This window comes from uncultured Thiohalocapsa sp., from assembly GCF_913063425.1.
GTDB lineage: Bacteria > Pseudomonadota > Gammaproteobacteria > Chromatiales > Chromatiaceae > Thiohalocapsa.
This window is the reverse complement of the sequence record NZ_CAJXYK010000065.1, coordinates 1-24,007: the sequence shown is the minus strand read 5'-3', so window position 1 is coordinate 24,007 and position 24,007 is coordinate 1. Positions and strand designations below refer to the sequence as shown.

Below are 24,007 nucleotides of genomic sequence, written 5' to 3'. Positions count from 1 at the left end.
CCCATCATGGGCTACGGCGTCGGCAACGTGAATCTGCTGCGGCTGTGGAAGTCGGAGGCGCCGGAGTCCTTCGACTTCCAGGCCTTCAACGTCGGCGACTACTACGGCGCGGTGCACGCCAAGATGGAGGCGGAGACCATCTCCAAGGTGCTCTACCCCAACGACGAGCCGGAGGCCGGCAAGGAGCTGCGCCTGAAGCAGCAGTATTTCTTCGTCTCCTGCTCGCTGCAGGACATGATCCGGCTCCAGCTCGGCATCGCCGGCAGCCTGGACGCCCTGCACGAGAAGTTCGCCGTCCAGCTGAACGACACCCACCCGTCACTCGCCGTCGCCGAGCTCATGCGGCTTTTGATGGACGAGCATCTGATGGCCTGGGAGCAGGCCTGGGAGATCACCCGCAACACCTGCCATTTCACCAATCACACCCTGCTGCCGGAGGCGCTGGAGACCTGGTCGGTGGCGTTGTTCGAACGGCTGCTGCCGCGGCACCTGGAGATCATCTACGAGATCAACCGGCGCTTTCTGGACCAGGTGCGGGTGGCCTTCTTCGGCGACGAGCCGCGCGTGGCACGCATGTCCATCATCGACGAGGGGGGCGGGCGGCGCGTGCGCATGGCCCACCTCGCCGCCGTCGGCAGCAGGGCCATCAATGGTGTCGCCGCCCTGCACACGGAGCTCCTCAAGTCTACGGTGATGCGGGACTTCCACGAGCTGTGGCCGGACAAGTTCCACAACGTCACCAACGGCGTCACACCGCGGCGGTTCATGGTGGTGAGCAACCCCCGGCTCGCCCGGCTCATCACCGAGACCTGCGGCGACGACCGCTGGGTGCGCGATCTGTCCTGTCTGAGCGCGCTGGAGGCGCAGGCAGAGGACCACGCCGTGCAGGCGCAGTGGCGCGAGGTCAAGACCGCTGCCAAGCGCGACCTCGCCGACTGGCTCGGCAAGCGCACCGGCTTCACGCCGGACCCGGAGACCCTGTTCGACGTCCAGGCCAAGCGCATCCACGAGTACAAGCGCCAGCACCTGAACCTGCTGCACATCGTCTGGCTCTACGAGCAGATCAAGCAGAACCCGAGCGCGGAGCTCACGCCGCGCACCTTCATCTTCGGCGGCAAGGCCGCGCCCGGCTATTTCATGGCCAAGCTCATCATCAAGCTGGTGAACGCCATCGCAGAGGTGGTCAACAACGACCCGCAGGTGAACGGCTGGCTGCGGGTCGTCTTCATGCCGGACTTCAACGTCAAGAACGGCCAGCGGCTGTACCCGGCGGCGGACCTGTCGGAGCAGATCTCCATGGCCGGCAAGGAGGCGTCGGGCACCGGCAACATGAAGTTCTCCATGAACGGTGCGCTCACCATCGGCACCCTGGACGGCGCCAATGTCGAGATCCGCGACGCCGTGGGCCACGACAACTTCTTCCTGTTCGGCATGACCGCACCGGAGGTGCAGCAGCGTCAGGCAGAAGGCTACCGCCCCTGGGAGGTCTACCACGGCAACGAGCAGCTCAAGTCCGCGGTGGACCTCATCGCCTCCGGCCTCTTCAGCCACGGCGACACGGAGCTGTTCCGGCCCCTGACGGACAACCTGATCCATGCGGACCCCTTCATGGTGCTGGCGGACTTCCAGGCCTATGTGGACTGCCAGCGCCAGGTGGATGTGGCCTTTCGCGCCCCACACCACTGGAACCGCATGTCCATCCTCAACACCGCGCGCATGGGAAGATTCTCCTCGGACCGCTCGATCCAGGACTATGCGGAGCGGATCTGGGGGGTGCAGCCGATGCCGATCGAGGCTTGAAGAGGTACGGAGCACGGGCAGTCGTGGCCGAGAATGCCCTGTCCCGGCGGGCGCCCCGGCAATGAGCAAGTACGTGGCGCGGAGTACCATGTACGGGGTTGCGCACACGGAAGGACAAGCTCTGCACACAAGCCCAGCAGGGACAAGTGCTCAACCCGTCGTCGGAGCTCCCCACCCGGACAGCAAAGGTACCCACTGATGCGACGCATGCTTCCGCTCACCCTCATACTCACCGCCATCGCCATCCTCCCCGCCTGCACCCAGGAAACCCAAAACAAGCTCGGCCGCTCGATCCAAAACTGGACCGGCGCCAACGGCGTGCTGGAAATCTACGCCGGCGACAAGCTGGTGCGGCGCTTCATCGAGATCGACAAGCTCACCACCGCCAGCGCCACCCAGGGCGGCGGCGACCGTCCGTACCGCTTCGGCTACGGCGTGCTCGACAAGAACCTGAACGGCAGCAGGGACAACGACGAGCGCAAGGTCTACTTCGAGATCAGCGACTACGCCACCAACTATGTCTTCTACGGCGACCCGGGCAGCTGACGCCTGACGCGCCCAGCCGGCAAGGCCCACCTCGGTTTCATCCAAACTTCTTCACAGCGAAACGGGCTTGACACACGCTCTTGGTATGGTTCCACACCAATTGGTAAGCGAACGCTTGGGGTCCAACCATGACCGCGATTCGAGAGCACCATGTCAGCAGCCTCGCGCACCGCATCGGCCTGCGGCTGGTGAAGCCCGAGGCCGAGGCCGACACAAGGCTGTTTCGGCTCGTCGAGCCCCTGAGCATGCAGCCCATTTATCCCGCCGGCGAAACCGGCGGCGTGGAGCTGGATGAGCTGGAAGACTGGCTGCAATTCCCATGGGAATGAGCACAGACGGCGCAGCCCCTGGGTCTGATGAGCTGCTGATCGAGCAGGCGAGCCGGGTCCTGACGGGCGCCTTCGCCCAGCACCAGTTGCAGCGCATGCTGGACCTGCTGAAGCAGGTCCAGGACGACGGCCCGCTGAGGGACGACGACAGCGCCTTCCTGGAGGAGATGCTCGCCGCCCTGGCCCGGACCCATGGACTGCGCGCGCACCACGCCGACGTCGAGACCCTGCACCGCTGCGCGCTTGGTCTCTACGACGACATCATGACCGCGGCACAAGCCAGCGTGCGTCCGCGGGCCGCGGCCTGCCGCTGAGCCCTGCGATTGCGTCAGCCGGGCGGGCAGGGAGGGCTGCTTTCAGCTGCGCATCATGGGCCGTCGTTCAGAAACCTCGCCAGCGCCTCGTAAGCCTCATTGCAGGCTTCGGGCACCAGGTCAGCGAGGTTCAGGAAGGCGTGCACCATGCCCGGCATCTGCCGGTACTCGGCCTTGAGGCCCACCGCGCGCAGGCGCCCGACATAGGCGTGGCCTTCGTCCCGCAGCGGGTCGAATTCGGCGGTCACCACCAGCGTGCGCGGAAACTGCTCGGTGAGGTCCATGAACAGCGGCGAGACCGCGCGGCGGTTCTCCTGTCCCTGAAGATAGCTGTCGAACAGCCAGAGGATGCGCTCGCGCTCCAGCAACCAGCCTTCGCCGTTCTCGATCACCGAGGGCTGCGACAGGCTGTAGTCCAGACTCGGGTAGATCAGCACCTGGGCTGCGATGCTGACAGCCGGCTCGTACTGGGCCAGGTGTGACAGCGTGGCGCAGAGCGCGCCGCCGCCGCTGTCGCCGATGAGCGCGAGCCGCTGCTCGAAGCGCAGCCCTTGAGCCGCGAGGCAACGGAAGACGCCCTTCGCGCAAGCCATGCTGTCCTTGACGGCCGCTGGATACGGGCATTCCGGGGCCAAACGATACTCCACGGCGACAATGATCCATCCCGTCTCCACCGCCAGCCGGCGCGCGATCGGGTCGTACACCGCAACACTGCCGGCGACATGCCCGCCGCCGTGCAGGAAGAGCGCGACCGGGCGCGTCTGCTCGGGCGCCGGATGGTAGATGCGCACCGGCACCGCATAGTCGGGCCCCGGAACGACGTCATCGCGCACCAGCGCCACCTCCGGCCGCTCCGTGACATGGGTGCGGATCAGCGCATCGAAGGTCTCCCGCGCATTGATCACCGTGCGGCGATACTCCTTGGCATGCAGCACCGCCTTGGCCGCGCGCGTCCTGTGGAGCCACTCGCGCAGCGGTGTCGGAATGGCGGCGTCGCGCTGATCGTGCATCCGCTCAGGCAATCCGCAGCAGGTTGCCGGAGCCGTCCGACAGAATCGCCACCGGCTCCTGCCCGAGCGTGAGCGCCAGGCGGTTCATCATGTCGATGGTCTCGCGGCTCATCTCCTCACGGGGTCCGGCGATCTGCTCACACAGCTCCAGGGCACGCTTGCGCTCCTCGTCGGTGCGCAGCAGCTTGGGCAACGCGGCCATGGCGGCCTCCGGCTCGTAGCCGACGATGAGCGACTCCTTGTGGATCATACGCGTGCGGTGCTTGGGCTTCATGCCGGCGAAGGGCTCGGTGGCCAGCAGCATCTGGTTGGAGCGCTCCAGCCGCGAGCGGCGGACCTCCTTACGGGAGTTGGCGAGGAAGATCAGCATGCGGATGACGCCGTCGGCGAAGTCGCCGAGATCGATGCGGTCCAGGGCGTCCTGCACCTCGGTGAGGGTGCGCAGGTCCTCGCGCGGCTCGGACTTGGCGACGGTGCGGCTCAGGCGCTCGCCGAGGGCCTGCACCGGCGGGGCGCCCCAGAGCAGGTGGAAGTGCCATTCGATCATGGCGTTCTGCACATCGCGCACGCCGTCCCACCACTGGGTGATCAGCTTGGCGTTGAAGCGCTCCAGCTGGCGGAAGGGGTTGTCCTCCGGCGCCGCCTGACGTTGTGCGCGCACCTGCTCCGCGAGGGCCTTCACCGGCTGCATGGCCGGGTTGCGGTCGCTCTGGAGCCAGCGCTGCAGGCGCATGGGGCTGGTGTGGGCCATGACCTCGGCCGCCGCCTGGCTGGTCATCGCCTTCATGAAGGGCCGGATGGCCAGGTCATAGACCTCGGTGCCGAGCTCCGAGAAGCGCGCCACGGTGGCAAAGGGCCGGTCTGAATCATCGCCGCCGCACTCCGTCATCATGTGCTCGATGCTGCGCTCGGCAAAGGCGACCTTGAAGGTCTTGTCCACGCCTTCGCCCTGCTCCTCGGTGATGACCATCTCGTACAGGCCGGGTGCCAGCGCCTCGATGGCCTTGAGCGTAGAGACGATCTCGCCGTGCTCCTTCTTGGCCACCGACGAGGACACGAAGATGCCCAGGTGGCCGACGCTCGGATGCAGGGTGTAGAGGATGCGCTGGCCGCGGGCCTTGATCTCGGCGACGTCGGTGTAATGGTCGGCGACCCAGCCCAGCGCCTGCTGCGGCGGCGTGATGTTGTCCCCATGGGAGGCGAAGATGATGATGGGCGAGTTCACCTCGCGCAGGTCCACGTGGGTGCGCTCGTTCAAGTGGGCCTTGCCGCGACCCAGGCGATTGCCGACGAAGAGGTTCTCGACGATCCACGCGATCTCGTCGGTGGTCATGTAGTAGAAGCTGCCCCACCAGCGCTCGAAGCCGACGAAGCGCGGCACCTCGGTGTCGACCTTGTCCCAGAGGCTATAGTACTTCTCCCACCAGGTGTTGCTGGGCGACAGCCGCTCGAAGTTGAACACCAGGTTGGCGCCGTCGAACATGCCGTTGCCGAGGTCGCCCAGCATGTGCACCGTGCTGGCGCCGCCCACCAGGCCGCCCAGGTAGCGCATGGGGTTCTTGCCCTTCTGCCCGGCCCAGTAGGACAGCGGCGCGCCATTGGCCACCACCGGACCTGTGATGTCCGGGTTGGTGGCGGCGAGCAGCATGGAGGCCCAGCCACCCTGGCAGTTGCCGATGATCACGGGCTTGGGCGCGTCCGGGTGGCGCCGGCGCACCTCGCGCACGAAGTCGGCCTCGGCGGCGGTGACGTCCGCGAGCGTCTGGCCCGGCATGGGCAGGCGGGTGAAGGTGACGAAGTAGGTGGGATGGCCGCCGTGGATGGCCGCGCCCACCTCGCTTGCGTGCTTGAAGCCGCCGATGCCGGAGCCGTGGCCGGCGCGCGGGTCGATGATGATGTAGGGGCGGCCGTCCTCGCGCACGCTCACGCCCTCCGGCGGGATGATGCGCACCAGGGAGTAATTCACCGGCCGCGCCAGCTTGGTGCCGTCCACCACCATCTCGTGGTCCCAGCTGAGCACGGTCTTGTGGCTGCCTTCCTCGTGCTCGACGAAATAATTGCCGCGCTCGCGCATGGCGTCGGCATAGAGCACCGAGCGCTGGGCGCCGTCCACGACGTACTGCCACCAGTGCTGGGCCAGCATCGGCGTGGCCAGCGCGCTCATCACCTGCTGCCAGGTCTCCAGGTTGTGCTGGGCGTTGGCCTGCGCCGTCTCCATGGCCTGCTTGCCGTGGGCCTGGGCAATGTAGCCGAGGTCACGGCCGTACTGCACATGCGCGTCATCGTGGCCGTCGAGGGTCTTGGACCACTGCTCGAAGGGCTGGGTCCATTGGGTCAGCGCGTTGCGCGCCTGGTCCTGCGGGAAGAGCTTGGTCAGGTCGATCATGGCGTTCTGCCTCGGTGAATGCTGTGTCTATCGGTGCTGGCCCATTGCGCTGACCAAAGAATGTCAAGGCTGTACGCGGCTACCCTGTGCCCGGTGCATCCCGGGGTGGGCAGAGGCCGGCAGGCCCTGCCCACCAGGTGGTCAATCGCCGCGCACGACCCGGAGCGTGTGCCGCGCCATCATCCGCTCTTCGTCGGTGGGCATGACCCAGACCTCCGGGCGCTGCCCCTCGGGGCTGATGCGCTTGCCGTGGCCAACCTGCCCGCCGGCGTTGGCGTCGGCGTCAATCTCGATCCCGAGCCAGGCGGCATCGGTGCAGACGCGCGCGCGGATGTCGGCATCGTTCTCACCGACGCCGGCGGTGAACACGAGCGCGTCCAGGCCGCCGATGGAGGACGTGAGCGCGCCCAGGGTCTGGCCGATGCGGTAGACGAAATAGTCGATGGCCTCGGCGGCGCCGGGGTCGTCGCTCTGGTGCAGCGCGCGCAGGTCGTTGCTCACACCGGAGAGTCCCAGCAGGCCGGACTGCTTGTAGAGGAGCTGCTCCAGCGCCTCGACGCCGAGGCCGTCCTCGCGCATCAGAAACAGCAGCACACCCGGGTCCAGCAGACCGGGGCGGGTGCCCATGGGCACGCCGTCCAGAGCCGAGAAGCCCATGGTGGTGTCGATGCTCTGCCCGTCGCGGATGGCGGTCATGCTGCAGCCGCTGCCCAGATGCGCGACGATGACGCGCCCGGCGGCCACGCCCGGGGCCAGCTCGCGGAGCTTCTCGACGATGTACTCGTAAGAGAGCCCGTGGAAGCCGTAGCGCTTCACGCCGCGCTCCAGCAGCGCCCGCGGCAGCCCCAGCTGCTCGGTCACCTTCGGGCGTCCGCGGTGGAAGCCGGTGTCGAAGCAGGCCACCTGCGGCAGGTCCGGGTGGTCCTTGGCGACTGCGCGGATGGCGGCGAGGTTGTTCGGCTGGTGCAGCGGCACCAGCGGAATCAGGCCTGTCAGCACCTTGAGGATGTCCGGCGTGATCCGCACCGGCCGCGAGTAGTCCTCGCCGCCGTGGGCGACCCGGTGGCCGATGGCCATGATGCGCCCACCGTCGGCAAAGTCGTCCAGCCAGCTCCAGATCTGCTGGAAGGCGCGGGCGTGGCCTTCGCCTTCCGCGATGGCCTCCCACCAGCTCTCGGACAGCACCTGGCCGTCGACGGTCTTGGCGATGAAGTGCGGCCGGGTGCCGATGCCCTCCACCTGGCCCTTGGCGCGCAGCCGCGGGTCGGCGCCATCGGCTGCCACACCGTAGACCGCGAACTTGATGCTGGAGGAGCCCGCGTTCAGGGTCAGGATCAGCTCGCCCTGCTCACCACTCGTTCGGGAGGCGCTCATGACAGCCCCCCTCAGTGTGCCGGCTTGTCGTGCAGGCCCTGGCGCACTGCGTGGGCATGCAGCACCGCGGTGGCCGCCGAGGCGCGGCGGGTGCGCACGCTGTCGGCGCGGGAGGTGAGGATGATCGGCACCCGGGCGCCGAGCACGATGCCGGCGGCCTCGGCGTTGGCCAGGAAGATCAGCTGCTTGGCCAGGATGTTGCCGGCCTCCAGGTCCGGGGCGATGAGCACGTCGGCGACGCCGGCGACCTCGGAGTCGATCTTCTTGATGCGCGCCGCTTCCAGGTTGATGGCGTTGTCCATGGCCAGCGGGCCGTCCAGGATGCCGCCGGTGATCTGACCGCGGTCGGCCATCTTGCACAGCGCGGCGGCGTCCAGCGTGGACTGGATCTTGGGCCGGATGGTCTCCACCGCCGACAGGATGGCCACCTTCGGGCGCTCCACACCCACCGTGCGGGCCAGATCGATGGCGTTCTGGCAGATGTCGCGCTTGGCGTCCAGGTCCGGCGCGATGTTCACGGCGGCATCCGACACCAGCAGCAGCTTCGGGTAGGTGGGCACGTCCATGACGAAGATGTGGCTGATGCGCCGCTCCGTGCGGATGCCCGTGGCCTTGTTCAGCACGGCGCCCAGCACCTCGTCCGTGTGCAGGCTGCCCTTCATCAGGATCTCCGCCGTGCCTGCGCGAATCAGCTCCACGGCGCGGGCGGCGGCGGCGTGGCTGTGCTCGACGTCCAGGATCTCGGTGCCGCTGAGGTCGATGCCGTGCGCCTCGGCGACGGCGCGGATGCGGCCCTCCGGCCCCACCAGGATGGGCGCGATGAAGGTGGCCGCGGCGGCCTCCATGGCCCCCTCCAGCGACACCTGATCCACGGGATGCACCACGGCGGTGGGGATGGGCTCCAGCGCCCGCACCTTGTCGAACAGGGCCGCGAAGCTGTCGTGATGGCGCACCGAAACCTCGGCGACATCCGCCACCTCGATGCGCTGCTTCGCGGTGGGTGCCACAACCACGGCCCGGCCCGTCATCACCGTCTCGCCCGCCTGGTTGACCACCGAGCAGGCCAGCTGCACCAGGCTCTCCGGCAGCTTCTCCACCACCTTGACTTTGGCTGTCAGGGTATCGCCCAGCTGCACCTGGCGATGGAACTCCGCGTCCTGGTTGCGATAGACCGTGCCCGGCCCCGGCAGCACATTGGCGAGCAGACTGGAGATCAGCCCGGTGGCCCAAAGGCTGTGGCCCACCACGCCCTTGGCCCCCTGCGCACGGGCATAGGCCTCGTCCATGTGGATGGGGTTCAGGTCGCCCGAGACCTTACTGAAGAGGGCCAGGTCGTCCCGGGTCAGGATGCGCTGCAGCTCGGCGGTCTGGCCGAGCTTAATCTCGTCGTAGGTACGGTTCTCGAGGATGTCGGCCATGGCACTCGCTCGGCGGTCGCCCCGCCAGCAGGTGGTGGCCAGGGCGCATGTTGCGGTGCACAATAGGCTAGGTGATCGGCATTGCAGACGTGTGAATCCTTGCGGTCCGTTTCGTGACCGGGCGTCTTTGTGACCGGGCGTCAGCCGCCCGGGCCGCTTTCGCGCCGCAGACGTCAGGGCTCGGCGGGGCGGCTGTTGCCGACGCGCACCGCCCTGTCTCGCAAACCCAGCCGTAAAATGAGGCACCGCTTTCGCTCGCGCGGGCGACGCACTAAAATGCGCTGGTCATCAAACGGTCATATTCACGCATGGATCTCGCCGAGGCCATCAAGAAGCTCGTGCCGCTGCAGGTACGCATCCCGAACCCGCGCAAGCCCCTGGATCTGGAAGCCCATTACGCGGCGGAGGTCTTCCTCGCGGAGACACCCCACGGCGTCGCGGTGATCTGGCTGGGACCCTACTGGTGCGACAAGCCGGACACGGCGGTCGCGCACATCGCCTACGCCGAGCCCGTGCGCCAGGGCAGCGCGGAGCGCTGGGTGGATAACGACCCGCGCTTTGGGCCGCACTGCATCCCCTACCAGAAGCCCTTCGTCATCGAGCGGCTGCGCAGCGACTCCGCCGCCTGGAAGGATTACAAGGCCTGGCAGCACCGGCGCGCCGGCAAAGGCCAGAGCTGCTGGCGGCGCGCGGCCTGGGAGCGCGTGGAGCAGGAGCTGGCGGAGCTGGTGCAGCAGCGCCTCACCTGAGCGCTGGACGCGGGCTTCAGCCAGGCCCGGCACACACTGCCTCAGCGCAGCAGATGCGTCTTCTGCGCACCGTCTTTCAGCAGGGCAGCAAACCGCTTCATGAGCTTGCGGCGGGTGAGCAGCATGCGCAGGCTGTGCTTGCGCGTCTCTTTGGTGACGCTGGATGGGTCGAAATACGCCTTGGCGTTGTCCACGCTCAGCACGAAGGGCGGCTTGCCCTCCCGCGCGAGCATCCAGCTCATGATCAGCGCGCCGGTGCGATGATTGCCCTCGATGTAGAGCTGCGGCTCGCTCAGCACATGGATGTAGGCGGCCGCCGCCCGCCGCCAGACCGTCTCGCCGTCCAGCAGCGCCAGGTACTCCGCCAGGGATTCGAAACCGCCATCACGCTTGGCGTAGAAGCGCTCTTCCGTGGCCCTCAGCGCCGCCGCACACTCTTCCCGCAGCATCCGGTCCGTGCCGCAGATGACAAGATAATTGAGCTCCAGCAGCGCGCCGGAGTTGCCGAGCGCAAAGGGGTCGATGCCCTCGGCGAGCAACTGATCCACCTGCCGGTAGCCGGTCATCATGTGCGCGATGACGGCGTCAGAGAGCGGGTCGCGGCGCGTCTCCAGCTGCCGGTTGATGTGCTCGAAGTCCTGCTGCACCGCGCGCAGGGAGGCCTCGATGGACGGCAGGTCGAGACGCGGCGCCTTCGCCATGGACTGCTGCGGAGCAAAGCGGGCGGATACGGCGGCAGGCGCTGACGGCATGGCGGCATGCGCCTGCTGGTGAGCCGCGGGGCGAACGCCCTGCGGCGGCGGGATCACTGGATGGCTTCCACCTTGGCCCGGGCCAGCCGGACCATCTCCGCCGGCAGCGGAATATAACCCATCTCCTCGGCGATGGGCTGTCCCTCTGTCAGGCCCCAGAGGACGGCGCCCTTGATCGCATCGGCCCGGGCCACCTCCGGATAGCGCGCATACAGCAGGAGCCAGGTGTAGCCGACGATGGGATAGGCATCCGCCCCCGGCGGGTCCGGCACGAACACGCGCAGGTCGTCCGGCACCTCCGGCGCCGAGCCGAGCCCGGCGCTGCCGGCGGCGGCGGTGGGCTCCACGTATTCCCCGGCCTTGTTCTGCAGCGTCGCCATGGGCAGGCCCAGGCGCTTGGCGAACTGGTATTCCATGTAGCCGATGCTGCCCTCGCTCACCTTCACCCGCTGGGCCACGCCCTCGTTGTAATTGACCTCCATCGCGCTGGCGGGCCAGTCGATCTGTTTGCCGATGCCGGGACCCTCGCGCCAGGCGGGAAAGGCCTCGGCGAGATGGCTGGTGATGATGAAGGTGGTACCGCTGCTGTCCCGGCGCACCACGGGCGTGATGCTCTTGTTGGGCAGATCGAGGTCCGGGTTGGTGGCGGCGATGCGCTCGTCCCGCCAGGTCTTGATGTCGCCGCTGAAGATGCCCTCGATGGCCGCACGGGAGAGGGTCAGCTGCTCCACACCCGGCAGGTTGTACGCTAGTACCACCATGCCGCCCGTCATGGGCACCATCACCGCGCCGCGCTCGCCGACCTTCTTGAGATCCGCATCGGACATGGCGGCGTCACTGGCGCCGAAGTCGATCTCGGCACCGCCGAAGACCTCGCCCGCCGGGTCCTTGCCGGCCAGGAACATGGCGATGCCCTTGCCGCTGCCCACACCGGCGTACCTGAACGCGACATCCGGCGTCTCGCTGCCGTAGACCTCGATCCACTTCTCGTACAGCGGCTTCGGGAACGTGGCGCCGGCACCGCGAATGACCAGATCGGCCCCCGTCGCCGCCTCGCTGTCCGCATCGCCACCCCCGGAGCAGGCGGCGAGCACCAGCGTCGCGCAGGCCGCAAGGGCCGCACGCACCACCCATCGAACGCTTTGCATGACCTTCTCCTCAGCTTATGGACATGGATGCGCAGCCGGATCAGCTGAACTCGCCGCGGACGTATTCCTTGGTGAGGTCCTGCTGCGGGTCCTCGAACACCTGCTTGGTGGGGCCCATCTCCACCAGGTAGCCGGTGCGCCCGCCCTTGGAGATGTCCACCGAGAAGAAGGCCGTGGTGTCGCCGACACGGGTGGCCTGCTGCATGTTGTGGGTGACCAGGCCGACGGTGAAGCGCTCGCGCAGCTCCAGCATCAGCTCCTCCACCTGGCGCGTAGCGATGGGGTCCAGCGCCGAGCAGGGCTCGTCCATCAGCAGCACATCGGGCTCCGTGGCAATCGCGCGGGCGATGCACAGGCGCTGCTGCTGACCGCCCGAGAGGCTCAGGCCGCTGTTCTTGAGCTTGTCCTTGACCTCTTTCCACAGCGCGGCGCGCTCCAGGGCCTTTTGCACCTTCTCGTCGTAGTTGCCCTTGAACTTGTTCAGCTTCAGGCCGAAGGCGACGTTGTCGTAGATGCTCATGGAGAAGGGGTTGGGCTGCTGGAACACCATGCCGATGTAGCGGCGCACCACCACCGGGTCCACGTTGGGTGCATAGATGTCCTGACCGTGGTAGTTCACGGTGCCCTCGAAGCGGAACACCGGGATCAGATCGTTCATCCGGTTCAGGCTGCGCAGCACCGTGGACTTGCCGCAGCCGGAAGGGCCGATGAAGGCGGTGATCTTGTTCTTCTCGACGGGCACGACGCTGTCGCGCACGGCGAGGAAGTCACCGTAGAAGATCTTTTTGACATCGCAGTCGATGACAGTGTCGCCCTCCGGCTGGTAGGGCTCCGCAATGAATTCGGCAGTGTCGGTTGCGACGGTTTGGGCGGCGGCACTCATGCCGGATACCTCACTGTTGAGCGTTAAACCTTGGGCTGACCGAACAGGCGGGCCAGGATGTTGAACACGAGGACGATCAGCACCAGCACCAGCGACGCGGTCCAGGCGAGCTCGATCTGGTTCTCGAAGGGCATACCCGAGAAGTTGTAGATGAGGATCGACAGCGACGCCGTGGGGTTGTTCGCCGCGCTCAGCGATTCGATGTAGTAGTTGCTGAAGAGCGCCGTGAACAGCAGCGGCGCCGACTCACCGGCGGCGCCGGCAATGGCGAGCATCACACCCGTCAGGATGCCGGGCAGCCCCGTGGGCAGCACCACCTTCCAGATCACCTGCGTGCGGGTGCAGCCGATGCCGAAGGCGGCATCCTTCATGCGCTGCGGCACCTGGGCGATGGCCTCCTCAGCGGCGAGTACCACGGTGGGCAGCATGAGCACGGACAGCGCGATGCCGCCGGCCCAGGGCGAATAGCCGAAGTTCACCACCATCACCGCATAGACGAAGACGCCGGCGAGGATGGACGGGAAGCCCGTCAGCACCTTGGCCAGGAAGCGCGATATGGTGGCGAGCTTGCTGGTGGGGCCGAGAATGGCAAGATAAATGGCCGCCATGATGCCGAAGGGCACGGAGATGAGCGTGGCGATGGCCACCATGGTCAGGGTGCCGACGATGGCGGGGCCGATGCCGCCGCCCATCTCGAAGCCGGCCGGCGGCAGCGCCGTCAGCACCTCGACGAAGCCGGCGCCGAACAGCCGTGTACCGCCGCGCATCAGCAGCATGTAGATGACGGAGATCAGCGGGATCGCCGCGAGGATGGCGATGATCCAGGTGAGGACGGTCAGCAGGTTATTCTTGATCGCCCGGCCTTCGAACATCTGCCGCTGCAGGTTCGGGCGCACCAAACCCTCGTCGGCGGTGGCGGTGAGGTCGACGTCACTCATTTCTTGCCCTCGAACTTGCGCACGGTGTACTGCTGGACCGCGAGACCCAGGACGTTGACGATGAAGGTGATGAGCAGCAGCACCAGCGCCGCGTACATGAGCGCCTGCACCTCCACGGCACCGGCCTCCGGGAAGCTCGACGCCAGCAGCGAGGCGAGGGTGTTGGCCGGCGCGAACAGCGACAGGCTGATCTGGTTGGCGTTACCGATGAGCATGGCGAGCGCCATGGTCTCGCCCAGCGCGCGGCCGAAGCCCAGCACCAGGGCGGCGAGGATACCGCTGGATGCCGTCGGCAGCATCACCTTGAGGATGGCCTCCCACTTGGTGGTGCCCATGCCATAGGCGGCCTCCTTCACCTTGTAGGGAATGCGGCGGAAGGCATCCACCGAGATGGCCGCCACCGTCGGCAGGATCATGATGGCGAGCACCAGCGCCGCCGGTGCGAGGCCGGGGCCGCTCAGGTCCGTGCTGAAGAGCGGGAACCAGGCCAGCGTCTCGTGCAGCCATTCGGCGATGGGCCGGATGATGGGAATCAGTACATAGATGCCCCAGAGGCCGTAGACCACGGACGGGATGGCCGCCAGCAGCTCGACGATGGTGCGGAACACCAGCGCGAGCTTGTGGTGGATGAAGTCCTGGGTGAGGAAGATGGCGATGGCGATGCCGAAGATGCCGCCCAGCAGCAGGGCCAGCAGGGAGCTGTAGAGGGTGCCCCAGATCTCCGGCAGCACACCGAAGATCTCCTTGTTGACATCCCAGGTGGTGCCGTACCAGAAGCCGAGGCCGTACTCGGCGATGGCCGGCAGCGCCTCCTTGCTGAGTTGCCAGAGAATCGCGATCACCAACAGCACGATGAGTCCGGCGCACGCATAGGCGATGCCGCGGAACATGGAGTCGGTGGCGCGCTCGCCGCCGCTCGGCGGCCGCGTGATCGTGCTCGACGATCCCGCTTGTTGGAAGGGCTTGGTCGCCATGGTCTGTACCTGCCTGTGCTTGAGCGCCTGTGCTTGAACGTTGGCCCGCGTCCGGCGGAATCGTCGAAGGCCGTCGCTCGCATACCACGTTCGGGGTCTCGCTGGGGCGTCGTCGGCTGACAATCCGACGCTCAGCCGTTGCAGTATCTCAGACTGGTCTGCGCGTCAGTACCGGCCGTCTCCGCGGGCGTTCCCGATGGATGGTTTGTCGCGTGGCCGCCCAGAGGCGGCCTGGGGCCGATCCCGGCGGCGGGGATTCGGGCCCCCGTATCAGGACCCGGGCCAGCAAATGAACGGCGACAGCGATGACACCCGCCATGCCGACCCGGGTCTGCCGGCCGCGGCTCCAATGGCCGCGGCGGGACGGGGGCTTACTTGATGATCTTGGCGGCCTCCTTCACCTGCTCGATCACGTCGGCAGGCAGCGGCACATAGCCCAGGCTGTCGGCCTGGCCCTGGGCCGCATCGCTCAGCATGTAGTTGAGCATGTCCTGCACCACCTTGAGCTTGTCGTCTTCGTAGTCGGTGTAGAGCAGGAGCCAGGTCATGGAGGCGATGGGATAGGAGCCCTCGCCCGCCGGGTCATACACCCAGGCGCGCAGATCCGGAGCGCCGCCGGGCAGCGTGCCTTCCGGGAACTCGGCGCTGGCGACGGCGGCGGCACCGGTCTCGGGGCCGGGGGCGACGAACTTGCCGGCCTTGTTCTCCAGCATGGCCACCTGCTTGTGGCCGGTGAGCTTGGCGAAGCCGTACTCGACGTAGCCGATGGTGCCCGGATTCTGCTTGATCTGGGCCATGATGCCGTCGTTCTTCGGCGCCTTGATGAAATTGGCGGCGTCCGGCCAGTTCGGCGACTTGGCCTGGCCCACCTTCTCTTTGAATTCGGGGCTGATCTCGCTCAGGTGGCCGGTGAAGACGTAGGTCGTGCCGGAGGAGTCGGAGCGCACGACGACGGTGATCTTCTCATCGGGCAGGTCCGGGTCGATCTCGCTCCAGTTGGTGATCTCGCCGGCGAAGATCTTCGGGTAGACGTCACGCGGCAGCTTCAGCTCGTCCACGCCCTTGAGGTTGTAGGCCAGCACGACCTCGCCCGCGGTCATGGGCAGCAGGACCACGTCCTTGCCCTGCTTTTCCTTGACCACCTTGATCTCTTCATCGGACATGGCGGCGTCGGAGCCGGCGAAGTCGACGGCGCCCTCCTGGAAGTCCTTGATGCCGGCGCCGCTGCCCTTGGCCTGATAGTCGACGCGGGCACCGGTCTGGTTGAATTCCTCTTTGACCTTCTTGTCGGTGGAGAACTGCTTGAACCAGGCGGAGTAGATCGGGAACGGGAAGCTGGCGCCGGAGCCGTTCAGCTTGACGTCGGCCTGGGCCGAGGCGGAGATGCCCAGGCCGGCGATGGCGCCCGCGAGGGCAGCCGTCTTGAGGAGATGCGTGTACTTCATGGCTCTGATTGCTCCGTGAGTCGTGGTGAGCTTCGCGGGACGCGCCGATGCTTGGGACATGGCGCGTGCGGGGCGTAAGGCCCCGCCATGTGCGTCGGCCGAAGCCGGAGGACGGTGCGGGCGCTTCAGGCGCTGCTGCACGCAGGCGGGCCTGTGTCAGCGCCGCGCCGCTCGCGGCCCCGCGCGGGGAGCAGCCGGCCACCGCCATGGGCAGCTGTCCGATCCACGCATCCGGGGCAGGAACGCGCCGCGTATTCTGACGACGCAACGGCCGTGATTCGTGAATTTTTGATGACGGGATCACGGTTTGCGGATGTCGAGCCCGCTCCCGGCGGAGCCGATGGGGACCGCCGCGCGCCCGAGCCCAGGGCGCGCGGACGGCCCGGGGCCCGGTGTCAGCCCCGCTTGCCCGTCAGCTCCCGGAAAAACTTCACCACCCGGTCCTGTATGTCTCTCGCCCAGTCGGGCTGCGGCAGATTCCAGCCGATGACGATGCCCACCAGCAACCAGAACAGACTCTCTAGCATTGCGACCTCCTGACGGATTGGGAACGAAGCGCACGTCGCCATTATCCGCCATTCAGCCGGAGCCGCACGCGGCGCGCGCGCCACATCCGACGCTGGGCGGCGCATGCACCCCGGCCCGCGGCGCCTGTGCGAAAATACCGGGCTCGACCCGCATCATCCCAACTGCCCCGTTGCTGCGCGCAGGCCGCCCGCAGCCGCCCACTCGGGCGGCCCGCGGTCCGCATGCCCGGCTGCCGCCGACGGCGCCGACGCCAATGTTCCTGAAGTGAAGCAGACGCCCATTCCATTCCTCACCGCCGCCCTGCTGGCCCTCGCCCTCGGCGCGGCGCCGGGCGCCGCGGCTGCGGCCCCGCGGCTCTCCGGCGCCGGCGCGATCTTCCCGTTTCCGCTCTACGCCACCTGGCTCAGACAGCTCGCCCGCGACCCGACAATCCGAAACGCTTACAACAGCACCGGTGTGCGCGTGGACTATGCCGCGGAGAGCAGCGACGCGGGCGTGCGCGCCCTCATCGCCGGGGACGTGGACTTCGCCGCCTCGGATCGGTCCATCGACGACGACGAGGCGGAGGAGACCGAGCGCGGGATCATCGCCCTGCCCATGACCGCCGGCAGCGTCGCCCTGGCCTACAACCTGCGGGGCGTCGGCGCGCTGCGCCTGCCGCGGGCCGTTTACCCGCAGATCTTCGCCGGCACCATCACCCGCTGGGACGACCCGCAGATCGCGGCGGCCAACCCGGACGCGCCGCTGCCGGAGCAGGACATCGTTGTCGTGGTCCGGGCCGATGCCGCCCGTGCCACCGACGTGCTGACGGCCCACCTGAGCGCCATCGACGCGGCCTTTCGGCGCGACATCGGCCGCTCCCGTGCGCCCGAGTGGCCGCAGAATGCGCGCTTCTTGCACGAGCCCAAGAACGACGGCGTCGCCGCCGCCATCGCCGGCACGCCGGGCGCCATCGGCTACCTCGACCACGGCTATGCGCGGCTCGCGGGCTGGACGCAGATCGCGCTGCTGGAGAACAAAGCGGGCCGGTACGTGGCGCCCGACCTGGAGACGGGCATGGCCGCCCTCGCGGACGTGCCCTTCCCGGATGCCCCCCTGCCGAGCGGCGCGCCCGACCTGCGGGCGCAGGACCGTGACCCGGCCGCCGACAACGCCTATCCCATCACCGCCATGACCTGGATGCTCTTCTACGCCACCGGCTACACGGGCGCGCGCCTCACCGCCGTTCGCGACCTCATCGACTACTGCATCAGCGATGCCGCCCAGGGCCAGGCCCCGGCGCTCGGCTATGTCCGGCTGCCGGATGTGGTGCTGGAGCGTGTCCGCGAAGCCGCCGGAGTCATTCAATGAGCCCGCCCGCCGTCTCTGCCAACGCCGTCGCATCCGGCCGCGTCCCCAACGCCGAGCCGGCGCCGGTATCGCCACTGGCGCCGCCGCTGCCGACGGGCGCCGGCGAGCGCCTGCTCTGGGGCCGGCTCTACGGCGCCGCCGCCGCGCTCGCCATTGCGGGCGCCGCCCGGCAGGCACAGCGGCCCATCCTCGCGGCCGTGGCAGACATGCCCGCGGCGGCGGCGCTGCGGGAAGAGCTCGGCTTCTTCCTGCGCGGGGCGGACATTCCGGTGCTCACCTTCCCGGACTGGGAGACACTGCCCTACGACGTCTTCTCGCCGCTGCCGGAGCTGGTCTCGGAGCGGCTGCTGACCCTGCACCGGCTGCCGGCGCTCACCCGCGGCGTGCTGGTGGTGCCGGTCGGGACGCTGCTGCAGCGGCTGCCCCCGCGCGAGTTCGTGGACGGGCACGCGCTGGTGCTTTCGGTGGGCGACCGGCTGGACCTGGACGCCACCCGCGCGCGGCTCACCCGCTCCGGCTACCAGTGCGTGTCGCAGGTCATCGCCCACGGCGAGTTCGCGGTGCGCGGCGCCCTGCTGGACGTCTTCCCGATGGGCAGCGAGCTGCCGCTGCGCATCGACCTCTTCGACGATGAAGTCGAGACCATCCGCACCTTCGACCCGGATAGCCAGCGCTCGCTGGACAAGCTCACGCAGGTGCGCATGCTGCCGGCGCGCGAATACCCCACGGACGAGACCGCCATCAGCGCCTTCCGCCAGCGCTGGCGCGCGGCCATCGACGCGGACCCCAAGGCCAGCATCATCTACCGCGAGGTGTCCGAAGGCCGCATGCCCGGCGGCATCGAGTACTACCTGCCGCTGTTCTTCGAAGCGACGGCCACGCTGTTCGACTACCTGCCGGACGCGACCCTCGCCTTCGAGCACGCGGACGTTCGCGACGCCGCCGACGATGCCCTGGCCCGCATCGAGCAGCGCTGGGAGCAGCGCCGGCACGACCCGGAGCGCCCGCTGCTGCCACCGCGGGAGCTGTACCTCGGCCGCGACGACCTCGCCGCCCGCCTCAATGCCCGCGCCGGCGTCGTCTGGCAGTCGCCAGAGGTGCCGGACCGGCGCAAGGGCTACGCCGCCGTGCACAACTTCGCCACCGCCACGCCGCCGTCGCTGGCCATCCACGCCCGCGCCGAGCAGCCGGCGGCGGCACTCAAGGCATTCCTGGACACGCCCGGCCAGCGCACGCTCTTCATTGCCGAGAGCACCGGGCGCCGCGAGCTGCTGTTGGAGAGCCTGCAGGGCTTCCGCATCCAACCCCAGCCGGTGGAGGGCTGGCAGGCCTTCGCCGACGGCGACATGGCGCTCGGCATCACCGTCGCGCCGCTGGAGCAACCGCTGGTGCTGCCGGACACCGGGGCGAGCCTCGCCGTCATCACCGAGACCCAGCTCTACGGCGAGCGCGTGCGCCAGGAGCGCCGGCGCAAGCAGAAGGCCCGCGACGGCGAGGCCGTGGTGCGCAACCTCACGGAGCTGCACGAGGGCGCGCCGGTGGTGCACGAGGAGCACGGCGTCGGCCGGTTCTTAGGCTTGCAGAGCCTGGAGGTGGGCGGCGAGAAGACCGAGTTCCTGGCGCTGGAGTACGCCAAGGGCGACAAGCTCTATGTGCCGGTGAGCTCCCTGCACCTCATCTCCCGCTACACCGGCGCCGCGCCGGAGAACGCCCCACTGCACCGTCTCGGCAGCGATCAATGGGACAAGGTCAAGCGCAAGGCGGCGCAGAAGGCGCACGACGTGGCGGCGGAGCTGCTGGACATCTATGCCCGCCGCGCCGCCCGCCAGGGCGTCGCCTTTCCGGACCCGGGCGCCGAGTACCAGGCCTTCGCAAGCGCCTTCGAGTTCGAGGAGACCCCGGACCAGCAGCGCGCCATCGAGGCCATCATGGAGGACATGGCCCAGCCGAAGCCCATGGACCGGGTGGTGTGCGGCGACGTGGGCTTCGGCAAGACCGAGGTCGCCATGCGCGCCGCCTTCGTTGCCGTGAGCGCCGGCAAGCAGGTGGCGGTGCTGGTGCCGACGACCTTGCTGGCCCAGCAGCACTACCAGAACTTTGCCGATCGCTTCGCGGACTGGCCCATCAAGGTGGAGAGCCTGTCGCGCTTTCAGAACCAGAAAGAGACCAAGGCCGTCATGGACGGCATCGCCGCCGGCACCGTGGACATCGTCGTCGGCACCCACAAGCTGCTCCAGGGCAACACCAGGTTCAAGAACTTAGGCCTCGCCATCATCGACGAGGAGCACCGCTTCGGCGTGCGCCACAAAGAGCAGCTCAAGAACCTGCGCGCCGAGGTGGACGTGCTGACGCTCACCGCCACGCCCATTCCGCGCACCCTCAACATGGCCATGTCCGGCATGCGCGATCTGTCCATCATTGCCACGCCGCCGGTGGAGCGCCACCCCATCAAGACCTTCGTCACGCCCTGGAACGACGGCCTGATCCAGGAGGCCTGCCAGCGCGAGATCGCCCGCGGCGGGCAGGTCTACTTCCTGCACAACGAAGTGGAGACCATCGAGAACATGGCGCAGAAGGTGGAGGCCCTGGTGCCCAGCGCCCGGGTGGAGTTCGCCCACGGCCAGATGCGCGAGAAGGAGCTGGAGCGGGTGATGCGGGACTTCTACCACCGCCGCTTCAACGTGCTGGTGTGCACCACCATCGTCGAGTCCGGCATCGACGTGCCCAGCGCCAACACCATCGTCATCAACCGCGCCGACAAGCTGGGCCTCGCCCAGCTGCACCAGCTGCGCGGGCGCGTCGGGCGCTCCCACCACCGCGCCTACGCCTACCTCATCACCCCGCCCGCCAAGGCCATGACCGAGGACGCCAAGAAGCGCCTGGAGGCCATTGAGTCCCTGGAGGACCTGGGCGCCGGCTTCACCCTCGCCACGCATGACCTCGAAATCCGCGGGGCGGGAGAACTTCTGGGCGAGGAGCAGTCCGGCCAGATCCACGAGATCGGCTTCACGCTCTACATGGACCTGCTGGAGCGCGCCGTGCAAGCGCTCAAGGCCGGCCGCACCCCGGAGCTGGACCGCCCGCTGGACCACGGCGCCGAGATCGACTTAGGGCTCCCGGCGCTCCTGCCCGACGACTACCTGCCGGACGTGCACACGCGGCTCGTCACCTACAAGCGCATCGCCAGCGCCGAGACCCCGGCGGACCTCAAGGACCTGAAGGTGGAGATGATCGACCGCTTCGGCCTGCTCCCCGAGCCCACCGAAAATCTCTTCGCCATCACCGCGCTCAAGCTCAAGGTCCAGCCGCTCGGCATCAGAAAGCTCGAAGCCGGCCCCAAGGGCGGGCGCATCGTCTTCGGCGAGCAGCCGAACATCGATCACATGCGGCTCATCAAGCTGGTCCAGTCGCGCCCGAAGGACTACAAGCTCGATCAGGCCGCCGGCGCGCTTCGGTTCCACATGGACATGGCGGAGCCCGCCAAGCGCGTGGCGCAGGTGGAGACGGTGGTGGGGAAGTTGGCGGGGTGAGGTGTTCATTGCGACTTCCCGGCGCCGCGATTCGTTGGTGAACCTCCGGCCACGCATGGATGACGATCCGAAGCAACCGCTGCGGAATTGACTCGGAACCGATACCTGCGACAACATCAAGTGTCGACAAGCGGGACCTTTCCAAGACATCCGAAGCAAGCCATGACCACCGTCTCGATCAAAGCCCAGGTCACCGCCGACCACAGGCTGAAGCTCACCTTGCCGGACGATTTTCCGACCGGCCCCGCGAAGGTCACCGTCGAGCCCATCACACCGCAGACGCCAAAAGTGGAAACTGATCTAAGCCCACTGGGCCAGCGCCTGCGAGCCATCCGCGATGCGGCGCTGGCCGAAGGCATGCCGGTCATGACGCAGGACGAGGTTTTGGCCGAAGTCCGCCAGCGGCGCGGAGAACCGGCGGACGATGACTGAGGCGACATACGTCGATGCCAACGTCCTGATCTGCGCCTTTCGGGGCAACGTCGCCGCCAGCAATGCTGCCTTGGCCGTCCTCGGCGGCAGCAACCGCAGCTTCGTGATCAGCGAGTACCTGCGGCTCGAAACCCTTCCCAAACCCAGCTTCCACGGCAACCTCGGAGAGGTCCGGTTTCTGAATGCGTTTTTTGAGGCCGCCGTGCGTTGCGTGGACTCTGCGCCGGAAATCACCAGGCACGCCGTCGAGCTTGCAGCTCGCTACGATCTGGCGCCAATGGATGCTCTGCACGTCAGCGCGGCACTCAGCGGCCAAGCCAGCGTGCTGATCACCGTCGAGAAACCAAGCAAGCCGCTGTTCCGGGTCCAGGAGTTGAAGGTCCTCTCCATCTACCAGGGCTGACTTCCGTTGGAACAGGCAACAGCCACCCACGAAGGGGCGACCACAGGCCGCCATGGAGGCGCCGCCGTCCGCCCGCCCGCGGATGCGCGTCGCTTGACCCACTACGCACTGCTGGAGCGTGCGGTCGAGGCCCTCAAGGCCGGCCGCACCCCGGAGCTGGACCGCCCGCTGGACCACGGCGCCGAGATCGACTTAGGGCTCCCGGCGCTCCTGCCCGACGACTACCTGCCGGACGTGCACACGCGGCTCGTCACCTACAAGCGCATCGCCAGCGCCGAGACCCCGGCGGACCTCAAGGACCTGAAGGTGGAGATGATCGACCGCTTCGGCCTGCTCCCCGAGCCCACCGAAAATCTCTTCGCCATCACCGCGCTCAAGCTCAAGGTCCAGCCGCTCGGCATCAGAAAGCTCGAAGCCGGCCCCAAGGGCGGGCGCATCGTCTTCGGCGAGCAGCCGAACATCGATCATATGCGGCTCATCGAGCTGGTCCAATCGCGCCCGAAGGACTACAAGCTGGATCAAGCCGCGGGGGCGCTCAGGTTCAATATGGACATGGCTGATCCGGCCAGGCGCGTGGCGCAGGTGGAGACGGTGGTGGGTAAGCTCGCGGGGTGAGGGGGCGGCCTGGTTTCAGCTGGACTGCATCCGCGGCCGTACGGCTATACTGCGAGAACTTGGACTGGACAGCAAAGTGCGAAGATGACGAGTGAACCGGACAACCTGGTCTTGGAGTTGCTGCGGCAGATGCGCAACGACGTGACGGAATTTCGCACCGAGGTTCGCGACAGCCTGCACCGCGTCGAGATCCGCCTCGGCGTCCTGGAGCAAGGCATCGCCGGCATCCTCGCGCTCTCCGCCTCCGACCGCGACGAGCTCACCGGTCTCAAGCGCCGGGTCGAGCGCATCGAGCGGCGGCTGGAGCTGACGGATTGACGGCCCATCCTCGAACATGGTCCGGCAACGACAGAGGCGGTAACGGCCCCTGCCCCATGACACGAGCCGACATCATCACCCGCCTCGCGGCCCGCCAAGCGGAACTGCAGGAGCGCTTCGGGCTGGAATGGCTGGGACTCTTCGGCTCGGCTGCCCGCGATGAATTGGGTGCGGACAGCGACGTAGACATCCTGGTGAAGCTTTCCGGCCCCGCCCGCTGGGACAGCTACGTGAATCTTCGCATCGCCCTTGAGGAGCTTGTCGGGCGGCGCGTGGACTTGGTGACGGAAACAGGGTTGAAGCCTCGCGCCCGAGCTTCCGTGGAACGGGACTTGATCCCTGTGGCGTGCGGGGCAGCATGACCATGATCCCGACGAACACAAACACCGCAGCTTGCCACGACATGAGTGAAGCGGGGAAGTGATCGTCGAGGCATCTGAATCCTGGGACCGCCGCCGTGACGCTGATCCTGAACATCCCCGACCCGCTGCTGCGGCGACTCGAATCCACCTGCGACGACGTGCCCCGTGCCTTGCTGGAGGGCTTCGCTGCCGATGCCTACCGTAGCGGCACCTTGTCTCGCGCAGAGTTAGGCCAACTCCTGGCGCATGAGTCCGTTTCGCAGACGGAAGCCTTTCTGTCTGACCACCATGCGTGGCCGACGCCAAGCCTCGACGAGGTCGCGGAGGACCTGCTCGCGCTGCGTCACGCCCCGAAGCCGTGACTGTCGTCAGCGACGCATCGGCTGCGCTATCTCGTTGCCCT

General features: G+C 67.7%; 23 protein-coding genes and 1 pseudogene. 13 read left to right on the top strand and 11 right to left on the bottom strand.

All coding sequences use genetic code 11. The annotated features are described in order from the left end of the window. From QZ607_RS23365 to QZ607_RS23350, 4 genes are all read left to right on the top strand, one after another. Nucleotides 1–1,800 (top strand): glycogen/starch/alpha-glucan phosphorylase (locus tag QZ607_RS23365; protein WP_295887984.1); only part of this gene is annotated, 1,800 nt, incomplete at its 5' end. Nucleotides 1,801–1,998: 198 nt separating this feature from the next. Then, nucleotides 1,999–2,346, top strand: a complete 348-nt coding sequence (locus QZ607_RS23360; protein ID WP_295887982.1) for a hypothetical protein — start codon at nt 1,999–2,001, stop codon at nt 2,344–2,346. A gap of 128 nt (nt 2,347–2,474) precedes the next feature. Beyond that, entirely contained in the window at nt 2,475–2,675 is a 201-nt protein-coding gene (locus tag QZ607_RS23355) for a hypothetical protein (RefSeq protein ID WP_295887981.1), read from the top strand. Further along, complete coding sequence (locus QZ607_RS23350) at nt 2,666–2,989, top strand: hypothetical protein (RefSeq protein WP_295887977.1); 324 nt, start codon at nt 2,666–2,668, stop codon at nt 2,987–2,989. Before QZ607_RS23355 ends, QZ607_RS23350 begins: the two co-directional genes overlap by 10 nt. Before the next feature lie 53 nt (nt 2,990–3,042). Here QZ607_RS23350 and QZ607_RS23345 read toward each other — a convergent pair whose 3' ends face one another. From QZ607_RS23345 to QZ607_RS23330, 4 genes are all read right to left on the bottom strand, one after another. Then, a complete protein-coding gene (locus tag QZ607_RS23345) occupies nt 3,043–3,999 on the bottom strand; it encodes an alpha/beta hydrolase (protein WP_295887975.1) in 957 nt (318 codons plus the stop codon). A 4-nt stretch (nt 4,000–4,003) separates the two neighbouring features. Continuing rightward, nucleotides 4,004–6,385 (bottom strand): DUF3141 domain-containing protein, encoded by a 2,382-nt coding sequence (locus tag QZ607_RS23340; RefSeq protein ID WP_295887974.1) that lies wholly within the window; start codon nt 6,383–6,385, stop codon nt 4,004–4,006. A gap of 141 nt (nt 6,386–6,526) precedes the next feature. Beyond that, nucleotides 6,527–7,759 (bottom strand): acetate/propionate family kinase, encoded by a 1,233-nt coding sequence (locus QZ607_RS23335; RefSeq protein WP_295887972.1) that lies wholly within the window; start codon nt 7,757–7,759, stop codon nt 6,527–6,529. Between the two features lie 11 nt (nt 7,760–7,770). Continuing rightward, nucleotides 7,771–9,177 carry a bifunctional enoyl-CoA hydratase/phosphate acetyltransferase gene (locus tag QZ607_RS23330; RefSeq protein ID WP_295887970.1) on the bottom strand — a complete coding sequence of 469 codons (1,407 nt, stop codon included), beginning with the start codon at nt 9,175–9,177 and terminating at the stop codon, nt 7,771–7,773. Nucleotides 9,178–9,485: 308 nt separating this feature from the next. Between QZ607_RS23330 and QZ607_RS23325 the strand changes: the two genes are divergently transcribed. Next, on the top strand, nt 9,486–9,926 hold the full coding sequence (locus QZ607_RS23325) for a hypothetical protein (RefSeq protein WP_295887969.1): 441 nt from the start codon (nt 9,486–9,488) through the stop codon (nt 9,924–9,926). Nucleotides 9,927–9,967: 41 nt separating this feature from the next. Here QZ607_RS23325 and QZ607_RS23320 read toward each other — a convergent pair whose 3' ends face one another. From QZ607_RS23320 to QZ607_RS23290, 7 genes are all read right to left on the bottom strand, one after another. Next, nucleotides 9,968–10,627 (bottom strand): hypothetical protein, encoded by a 660-nt coding sequence (locus QZ607_RS23320; RefSeq protein ID WP_295887966.1) that lies wholly within the window; start codon nt 10,625–10,627, stop codon nt 9,968–9,970. 104 nt (nt 10,628–10,731) lie between these two features. Beyond that, entirely contained in the window at nt 10,732–11,826 is a 1,095-nt protein-coding gene (gene pstS / locus QZ607_RS23315; protein ID WP_295887965.1) for a phosphate ABC transporter substrate-binding protein PstS, read from the bottom strand. Between the two features lie 40 nt (nt 11,827–11,866). After that, nucleotides 11,867–12,709, bottom strand: coding sequence for a phosphate ABC transporter ATP-binding protein PstB (pstB, locus tag QZ607_RS23310; RefSeq protein WP_295887964.1), 843 nt, complete (start codon nt 12,707–12,709; stop codon nt 11,867–11,869). Between the two features lie 23 nt (nt 12,710–12,732). Next, entirely contained in the window at nt 12,733–13,647 is a 915-nt protein-coding gene (pstA, locus tag QZ607_RS23305) for a phosphate ABC transporter permease PstA (protein WP_295887960.1), read from the bottom strand. Continuing rightward, complete coding sequence (pstC, locus tag QZ607_RS23300; RefSeq protein WP_295887958.1) at nt 13,644–14,621, bottom strand: phosphate ABC transporter permease subunit PstC; 978 nt, start codon at nt 14,619–14,621, stop codon at nt 13,644–13,646. The genes pstA and pstC overlap by 4 nt, the downstream gene beginning before the upstream one ends. A 371-nt stretch (nt 14,622–14,992) precedes the next feature. Further along, a complete protein-coding gene (gene pstS, locus QZ607_RS23295) occupies nt 14,993–16,066 on the bottom strand; it encodes a phosphate ABC transporter substrate-binding protein PstS (protein WP_295887955.1) in 1,074 nt (357 codons plus the stop codon). Between the two features lie 395 nt (nt 16,067–16,461). Next, nucleotides 16,462–16,593, bottom strand: coding sequence for a hypothetical protein (locus QZ607_RS23290; RefSeq protein ID WP_295887952.1), 132 nt, complete (start codon nt 16,591–16,593; stop codon nt 16,462–16,464). 265 nt (nt 16,594–16,858) lie between these two features. On the opposite strand from QZ607_RS23290, the gene pstS (QZ607_RS23285) reads away from it, so the two are divergent. The 8 genes and pseudogenes from pstS (QZ607_RS23285) to QZ607_RS23250 all read left to right on the top strand — a co-directional run bounded on the left by pstS (QZ607_RS23285) (nt 16,859) and on the right by QZ607_RS23250 (nt 23,966). Continuing rightward, nucleotides 16,859–17,944, top strand: a complete 1,086-nt coding sequence (gene pstS / locus QZ607_RS23285) for a phosphate ABC transporter substrate-binding protein PstS (RefSeq protein WP_295887950.1) — start codon at nt 16,859–16,861, stop codon at nt 17,942–17,944. Further along, a complete protein-coding gene (gene mfd, locus QZ607_RS23280; RefSeq protein ID WP_295887948.1) occupies nt 17,941–21,474 on the top strand; it encodes a transcription-repair coupling factor in 3,534 nt (1,177 codons plus the stop codon). Before pstS (QZ607_RS23285) ends, mfd begins: the two co-directional genes overlap by 4 nt. Before the next feature lie 162 nt (nt 21,475–21,636). Then, a complete protein-coding gene (locus tag QZ607_RS23275; RefSeq protein ID WP_295887946.1) occupies nt 21,637–21,906 on the top strand; it encodes a hypothetical protein in 270 nt (89 codons plus the stop codon). Beyond that, nucleotides 21,899–22,309 (top strand): PIN domain-containing protein, encoded by a 411-nt coding sequence (locus QZ607_RS23270; protein ID WP_295887944.1) that lies wholly within the window; start codon nt 21,899–21,901, stop codon nt 22,307–22,309. The genes QZ607_RS23275 and QZ607_RS23270 overlap by 8 nt, the downstream gene beginning before the upstream one ends. 108 nt (nt 22,310–22,417) lie before the next feature. After that, nucleotides 22,418–22,924 (top strand): annotated as a pseudogene (locus QZ607_RS23265) (TRCF domain-containing protein); the annotation flags it as partial. Between the two features lie 84 nt (nt 22,925–23,008). Then, the gene (locus QZ607_RS23260; RefSeq protein WP_295887942.1) at nt 23,009–23,242 is read left to right on the top strand and encodes a hypothetical protein; all 234 of its coding nucleotides are present in this window, start codon (nt 23,009–23,011) and stop codon (nt 23,240–23,242) included. Between the two features lie 56 nt (nt 23,243–23,298). Continuing rightward, nucleotides 23,299–23,604, top strand: coding sequence for a nucleotidyltransferase family protein (locus QZ607_RS23255; protein ID WP_295887940.1), 306 nt, complete (start codon nt 23,299–23,301; stop codon nt 23,602–23,604). A gap of 95 nt (nt 23,605–23,699) precedes the next feature. Beyond that, a complete protein-coding gene (locus tag QZ607_RS23250) occupies nt 23,700–23,966 on the top strand; it encodes a hypothetical protein (RefSeq protein ID WP_295887938.1) in 267 nt (88 codons plus the stop codon). Nucleotides 23,967–24,007: the final 41 nt, after the last annotated feature.

What these genes read in the sequence shown, in the direction of transcription:
- QZ607_RS23360 (WP_295887982.1), top strand. Translation starts at nt 1,999, where the DNA reads ATGCGACGCATGCTTCCGCTCACCCTCATACTCACCGCCATCGCCATC.
- QZ607_RS23355 (WP_295887981.1), top strand. Translation starts at nt 2,475, where the DNA reads ATGACCGCGATTCGAGAGCACCATGTCAGCAGCCTCGCGCACCGCATC.
- QZ607_RS23350 (WP_295887977.1), top strand. Translation starts at nt 2,666, where the DNA reads ATGGGAATGAGCACAGACGGCGCAGCCCCTGGGTCTGATGAGCTGCTG.
- QZ607_RS23345 (WP_295887975.1), bottom strand. Translation starts at nt 3,999, where the DNA reads ATGCACGATCAGCGCGACGCCGCCATTCCGACACCGCTGCGCGAGTGG.
- QZ607_RS23340 (WP_295887974.1), bottom strand. Translation starts at nt 6,385, where the DNA reads ATGATCGACCTGACCAAGCTCTTCCCGCAGGACCAGGCGCGCAACGCG.
- QZ607_RS23335 (WP_295887972.1), bottom strand. Translation starts at nt 7,759, where the DNA reads ATGAGCGCCTCCCGAACGAGTGGTGAGCAGGGCGAGCTGATCCTGACC.
- QZ607_RS23330 (WP_295887970.1), bottom strand. Translation starts at nt 9,177, where the DNA reads ATGGCCGACATCCTCGAGAACCGTACCTACGACGAGATTAAGCTCGGC.
- QZ607_RS23325 (WP_295887969.1), top strand. Translation starts at nt 9,486, where the DNA reads ATGGATCTCGCCGAGGCCATCAAGAAGCTCGTGCCGCTGCAGGTACGC.
- QZ607_RS23320 (WP_295887966.1), bottom strand. Translation starts at nt 10,627, where the DNA reads ATGGCGAAGGCGCCGCGTCTCGACCTGCCGTCCATCGAGGCCTCCCTG.
- pstS (WP_295887965.1), bottom strand. Translation starts at nt 11,826, where the DNA reads ATGCAAAGCGTTCGATGGGTGGTGCGTGCGGCCCTTGCGGCCTGCGCG.
- pstB (WP_295887964.1), bottom strand. Translation starts at nt 12,709, where the DNA reads ATGAGTGCCGCCGCCCAAACCGTCGCAACCGACACTGCCGAATTCATT.
- pstA (WP_295887960.1), bottom strand. Translation starts at nt 13,647, where the DNA reads ATGAGTGACGTCGACCTCACCGCCACCGCCGACGAGGGTTTGGTGCGC.
- pstC (WP_295887958.1), bottom strand. Translation starts at nt 14,621, where the DNA reads ATGGCGACCAAGCCCTTCCAACAAGCGGGATCGTCGAGCACGATCACG.
- pstS (WP_295887955.1), bottom strand. Translation starts at nt 16,066, where the DNA reads ATGAAGTACACGCATCTCCTCAAGACGGCTGCCCTCGCGGGCGCCATC.
- QZ607_RS23290 (WP_295887952.1), bottom strand. Translation starts at nt 16,593, where the DNA reads ATGCTAGAGAGTCTGTTCTGGTTGCTGGTGGGCATCGTCATCGGCTGG.
- mfd (WP_295887948.1), top strand. Translation starts at nt 17,941, where the DNA reads ATGAGCCCGCCCGCCGTCTCTGCCAACGCCGTCGCATCCGGCCGCGTC.
- QZ607_RS23275 (WP_295887946.1), top strand. Translation starts at nt 21,637, where the DNA reads ATGACCACCGTCTCGATCAAAGCCCAGGTCACCGCCGACCACAGGCTG.
- QZ607_RS23270 (WP_295887944.1), top strand. Translation starts at nt 21,899, where the DNA reads ATGACTGAGGCGACATACGTCGATGCCAACGTCCTGATCTGCGCCTTT.
- QZ607_RS23260 (WP_295887942.1), top strand. Translation starts at nt 23,009, where the DNA reads ATGACGAGTGAACCGGACAACCTGGTCTTGGAGTTGCTGCGGCAGATG.
- QZ607_RS23255 (WP_295887940.1), top strand. Translation starts at nt 23,299, where the DNA reads ATGACACGAGCCGACATCATCACCCGCCTCGCGGCCCGCCAAGCGGAA.